The following is a 5,397-nucleotide window of genomic DNA, read 5'->3' on the forward strand; positions in this document are numbered from 1 at the left end:
AACCAGGGGGAGCCAAACTGAAAATTGGGAAGTTTTGTTCTATCGCTGGAGGGGTCACTATTATTCTTGGGAATCATAATACCCATACAGCGACAACATACCCGTTTGTATCACTACAAGAGTTCTGGCCTGGTGCAAGAGGACTTAATATTGCAGATCACTATTCCAATGGTGATGTTGTGATTAAAAATGATGTCTGGATTGGGCATGGTGCAACCATCATGTCTGGTGTAACCATTGGTAACGGCGCAGTAATCGCAGCTCATAGTGTAGTCAGTAAAGATGTTCCACCCTATGCCATAGTCGGTGGGGTACCAGCAAAGGTATTACGCTTCAGACATAGCCAAGATCAAATTGAATCACTACTAAATATGGAATGGTGGGATTGGGCAGATGAAATTATCGACGAGAGAATATCAATATTGATGGGGGACTTGAACGTGTTTTTAGCTGCATTTGCAGATCCTATATCTGGTGATATAGAGCGTTCATAACGATTCTCGAACCTGTACACTAGATTATTTAATTATCTGATTTTGATATGTTCAGTTCAACATCAAATGAGGGCGATTTATATACGATAAACAGTTTCAGGTTCTCACTAACGAACTGGCGAAAAACCTCAAAACTCTGAGGATCTCAGCCAGTTCGGTCGGATAAAGCATCTTGAGATGGAAATAGAATTCCATGTTCTCAGACCTTGCGCTTCAAAACGGAAACTATAACACGTCTTCCATGACCCAAACGCTGACGCTACCGCCATTACAGGTAAAGGTCGCGTGGCCGTTTGCATCAGTCGTCACGATTTCTTCGCGATTCCCAAGATAATCCCGCCAGTTCTTGCCGCCGTAATTGTCCCCAAGCGTAATGGTTTTCTCGCCGTTATCACCGTTTGATAACACCACCACACAGCCGGGATGTTCATCCGTGCCGCTGCGGCTGAACGCGATGCAGTTAGGATTATCGAAATAAAGGGTTTGTACGCCGTGAGCAAACCGTTCGCGGGCATGAATCAAATCATCCAACTGTTCAATGATTGGCATGTCGATGTGATAAGTCTCGCCATCACCCCCTTCATCGTCGTAGCTGGCACCGAAGAGATCCGGGTAGAACACGCTTGGCACGCCGTTCTCGCGCAGTAAAATCAGGGCATAGGCCAGGGGTTTGAACCACGGTTCAACGGGGGCTTCAAGCGATTGCAACGGTTGCGTGTCGTGATTGGCAACCAGCGTCACCGCATGGAACGGGTCGGTTTCCACCAGCGTGCCGGCGAAAATCTGGCTCATGTCATACTCGCGGCCTTGCTTCGAGGCGTGGTGGAATTTCATTTGTAGCGGTGCGTCAAACAGCATCGTTTTGCCATCGACCTGCGCAATATATTCATGAAGCTTATCCACTTCGTGCGACCAGTATTCCGCGACGATAAACAACGGTTGTTCAGCCACTTCCTGAACATGTTCAATCCACTCTTTGTAGAACCACGCCGGAATGTGTTTGACCGCATCCAGGCGGAAACCATTACAGCCGGTTTCGGCCATCACCCAGCGTGCCCAGTATTTTATCTCTTCGGTCACCGCGTGATTACGGAAGTCGATATTCTCGCCCATCAGGTAGTCGAAATTACCCAGTTCATCATCAACCTGATCGTTCCAGCCTTCGCCGGTATAGTCGTTGATGATTTTGAAAATACCGTCTTCAGTCGGGTTTTCGATATGGTCGACGCCGCTAAAACATTTGTGATCCCAGATAAATTGCGAATATTGACCGGCGCGAGCCGGGAAGGTGTAGCGTGTCCATGCCTCGCATTCGATCACTTCTTGGTCAATCTCATTACGATTTTGTTCGTTGACGCGATTAACGCGGATGTGCTCTTTTTCGTCGGCACCCATTTTGTGGTTCACCACCACGTCGAGCAGCACGGCGATGTCATTTTCTTGTAGGGCTTTTATTGCAGCCAGAAATTGCCCTTTGTCGCCGTACTTGGTGGCAACCGTTCCTTTTTGGTCAAATTCACCGAGGTCAAAAAGATCGTAGCTGTCATAACCCACCGAGTAGCCGCCGGAACTGCCTTTATATGCAGGTGGTAACCAAACCATATTGACGCCAATGTCATTGAGCGTTGTTGCACGTTCAGCAACTTCCGCCCACAACTTGCCCCCTCCGGGGTAATACCAATGGAAAAATTGCAACAAGGTAGGGTTTTTCATTGAGTCCACGCTCCAGAAGTCATTTAGCTGACCTCTGGAGTATGGGATATGAACATAGATCTGGCAGTTTTTACGGGTTGTTATCGGCCGGAATCAATACATTTCCCGATAAATTACCATATGCGTTATTGAGGGAACTTTGACGTTCGGTCTGACCTATCAGGTCTCGCAGCTCAAAAAGACGGTTTTGCAGCAAGACTTTCAGCTCTGTTTCGTTCGCTATTATTTTCAATAGCAAACTTTTAGCGCCTTCCTGGTCCATATGAGTGCCCTGCGAGATTGGGTTTTGGGCAATATTCTCGACAAGATGTACGTACTTCACTTCATGTTCTATTAACTCATCCCACTGTCCAGAATGAGCCAGGTCAAGCATGGTTTGACTTAAGGCATGGAGTGCATGCCACTCGCTAAGGGATGAGATGAACTTATTCATCAGATAGCATCCTGAAATATTTGGGAATTGGGGCCTATTTGCTTCCAGGCGTCCGCGATATTTCCTAACAGTGTTTCAACCTCACTAATGGCATCAACATCGTTACGTAAATTGGCATGGAGCAGTCGCCTCACCATATAGTCATACAGATTGGCGAGGTTGATGGGCAAATCCTCACCAATTTCCATATTCAGGCCTGCTTTTAGCCCATTGTCGATAATGTTAATGGCCTTGGAAAGGGCTTCGCCTTTTTGCGGTATTTGCCCTTGCTCGAGGAACAGGCGTGCACGAACCAAGGCACTAAGTGCCCCATCGAATAACATTACAACGAGCTGGTGCGGGCTGGCACTCATAACGGCACTTTCCAGTCCGACCTGTTGATAGGCTTGAACACCAGAACTCTTGTACATATCAGATCCTTAACTGCTTGAAGTGCTGAATTGCTTAGTGAGGTAGGTCGACGTTGCGTTCATCTTGCTGATCAGCGTATCAAGCGAAGTGAACTGTGCTTTGTAACGAGCCATGGTGGCATCGATACTGTCGCTCATCGCGTCGTAGCGCTTGTCGAGACTTTTCATCGTACTGTTAATGCCGTCTTGCGCATTTTTAATTACCCCTGTACCAGCGGAAGAGGTATTTAACATGCTGGTAGTCTTGGTATTCATCTGCGTGGCAAAACCGGTGGTTTTACCGTCACCGACGAAGAAACTCGTGACATCCTGAGGCATATCCGTCAGCACTTTGGTCAGTTTCGTGGTGTCGACTTTAAGCTGGCTTGAGCCATCAGAAGAAAGCACGGGATCCTGCGTGATGCCCAACTGCGCCATAATGGCCACGTTGCCACTTTGTACTTGAGTCAGCAGCCCACGCAGATCGGATTGAATCGAACGCACGTTGCTGTCGCCGACGAGCGCACCGTTAGAGGTGGACTGGGATGTGGAACCCGAATCGACCTTCACATATTTCGTCACGCTAGCAATAGTGGACTGCAGCGAGTTATAGGCGGTGACCCAATCGGTAATCGCCTTTTTGCTGGCATCCGTCGCGCGTGCTACTTCCAGCGTTTCGTCAGCCGTACTTTGCGCTTTGAGCGTAAAGGTGACACCAGGCAGGGCGTCAGAAATCGTATTGGTTGAGCGCTCAATTTCGACATCGTTCACCACAATTTTTGCATTCTGAGAGTTCGTCTGAACTGACAGCGCCCCTGTTTTAGCGGTGGAGTCGTAGCCAATAACGCTCTGAAGCACATCGTCACCCGTGACTGCAACCGTCATATCGGATTGCGTGCCTGTGGTTTTAGATGTCAGCATCAGGCGATAGTCGCTGTCGTTTGCTTTAACGATGGTTGCGGTCACGTTACCGTTCGCGCCGTTAATCGCTTTCGCAATACCATTTAGCGAAGTGTCCGAATCTGAAAGAGTCACTTCCAGCGGTTTTGTCGTGCCAGGCTGGGTAATGGTAATGGTACGCGTATTACCATTTGTTTCACCTAACGGTGCTGTATTGCTGGCTATAGTCCCTGGTTTTGTGGTCAGAACTTGTGCTTTGGCAATTTGTTTTACATTTACCGTGTAATTACCCACCGTTGCATCAGTGGTCGTGGCAGTGCTAAATGCGGTGTTAGTGCTGCTCACCGACGTGGCATTAAAGGTAGCGGCTTTGCCTAATGTCGCCGACGCGGTCTGCAGGTTTTGCAGAGCACTTTGCAATTTGCCATAGGCACTTAACTGCGCCGAATAAGTGGTCTTTTGTGTGGTAATGGAATTCAGCTTGGTTCTTTCTGCCGTTTCCAGATTATCGTACAGCGATGCCAGGTCGAGGTTAGAGCCAACCCCGAGGTTACTGATATTGGCCATTGATTTCTTCCTTTGAGTCGATGGTGATTCCAGTCAGTTATCGGCGGTATATTAAGAAAGTTTACCAGGCGATGAAAAAATTAATTCTCTGAATAGCAGGGTGGGAATAAGGCATATAAGAGGATTGTCCGAAGGCGTCCCTCCTTCTTTATAGGATTATCGATTTAGCTTAAGGAAAAAAGCAGTGCCTCAACCCATTAATTTGGTCAATTACCCCTTATTTACCGCTCACTAAGGCGCGACTTATATTGCTACAGGTGATGAGGTTGATTTTTTTTGATTAAAAATCATGACGTTATAATTTTTTTCTTTTATTTCTAAAGTTGGCACTCAGTGCGCCGATACCCTTGAAGACGGTGAGAGACGCCGCAAGTGTTAGGCACCGAACCTAAATTCAATTTTCTAAAGGAAATAAAATTATGTCAGTTATCAATACTAACCTTTTGTCTTTGACTACTCAGAACAACCTGAACAAATCTCAGTCTGCACTGGGTACTGCTATCGAGCGTCTTTCTTCTGGTTTGCGTATCAACAGCGCTAAAGATGATGCTGCTGGCCAAGCGATTGCCAACCGTATGACCGCTCAGGTCAAAGGTATGACTCAGGCTTCTCGTAACGCCAACGACGGTATCTCTCTGGTTCAGACTGCTGAAGGCAACCTGAACGAGATCAACACCAACTTACAACGTATCCGTGAACTGGGTGTGCAGGCAGCGAACGACACCAACGGTTCTACTGACCTGGCTTCAATCAACACAGAAATCACACAGCGTTTGTCTGAAATTGACCGTATCGCCGGTGGTGCTAACTTCAACGGCAAAAAATTGCTGGACGGTTCCGTTTCTACCGCTCTGAAAATTCAGGTTGGCGCGGGTGTTTCTTCTAACGATACCATCTCTAT

The 5,397-nt window shown here is 47.5% G+C and carries 5 protein-coding genes and 1 pseudogene; 2 read left to right on the top strand and 4 right to left on the bottom strand.

The features are described 5' to 3' along the window. On the top strand, positions 1-494 hold a 494-nt coding region (locus VJY99_RS17020), incomplete at its 5' end, for a CatB-related O-acetyltransferase (protein WP_324120585.1). A gap of 225 nt (positions 495-719) precedes the next feature. Here VJY99_RS17020 and amyA read toward each other — a convergent pair. From amyA to fliD, 4 genes are all read right to left on the bottom strand, one after another. After that, a complete protein-coding gene (amyA, locus tag VJY99_RS17025; protein ID WP_324120587.1) occupies positions 720-2,207 on the bottom strand; it encodes an alpha-amylase in 1,488 nt (495 codons plus the stop codon). 70 nt (positions 2,208-2,277) lie between these two features. After that, a complete protein-coding gene (gene fliT, locus VJY99_RS17030) occupies positions 2,278-2,640 on the bottom strand; it encodes a flagella biosynthesis regulatory protein FliT (RefSeq protein ID WP_324120589.1) in 363 nt (120 codons plus the stop codon). After that, positions 2,640-3,050 (bottom strand): flagellar export chaperone FliS, encoded by a 411-nt coding sequence (gene fliS, locus VJY99_RS17035; RefSeq protein WP_324120591.1) that lies wholly within the window; start codon positions 3,048-3,050, stop codon positions 2,640-2,642. The genes fliT and fliS overlap by 1 nt, the downstream gene beginning before the upstream one ends. A 9-nt stretch (positions 3,051-3,059) precedes the next feature. Beyond that, the gene (gene fliD / locus VJY99_RS17040; protein WP_324120593.1) at positions 3,060-4,496 is read right to left on the bottom strand and encodes a flagellar filament capping protein FliD; all 1,437 of its coding nucleotides are present in this window, start codon (positions 4,494-4,496) and stop codon (positions 3,060-3,062) included. A gap of 419 nt (positions 4,497-4,915) precedes the next feature. Here fliD and VJY99_RS17045 point away from each other — a divergent pair. After that, positions 4,916-5,397: pseudogene (locus VJY99_RS17045) on the top strand (flagellin FliC); the annotation flags it as partial.

It is taken from the genome of Buttiauxella sp., from assembly GCF_035271705.1.
In the GTDB taxonomy this organism is placed as follows: domain Bacteria; phylum Pseudomonadota; class Gammaproteobacteria; order Enterobacterales; family Enterobacteriaceae; genus Buttiauxella.

What these genes read in the sequence shown, in the direction of transcription:
- amyA (WP_324120587.1), bottom strand. Translation starts at nt 2,207, where the DNA reads ATGAAAAACCCTACCTTGTTGCAATTTTTCCATTGGTATTACCCCGGA.
- fliT (WP_324120589.1), bottom strand. Translation starts at nt 2,640, where the DNA reads ATGAATAAGTTCATCTCATCCCTTAGCGAGTGGCATGCACTCCATGCC.
- fliS (WP_324120591.1), bottom strand. Translation starts at nt 3,050, where the DNA reads ATGTACAAGAGTTCTGGTGTTCAAGCCTATCAACAGGTCGGACTGGAA.
- fliD (WP_324120593.1), bottom strand. Translation starts at nt 4,496, where the DNA reads ATGGCCAATATCAGTAACCTCGGGGTTGGCTCTAACCTCGACCTGGCA.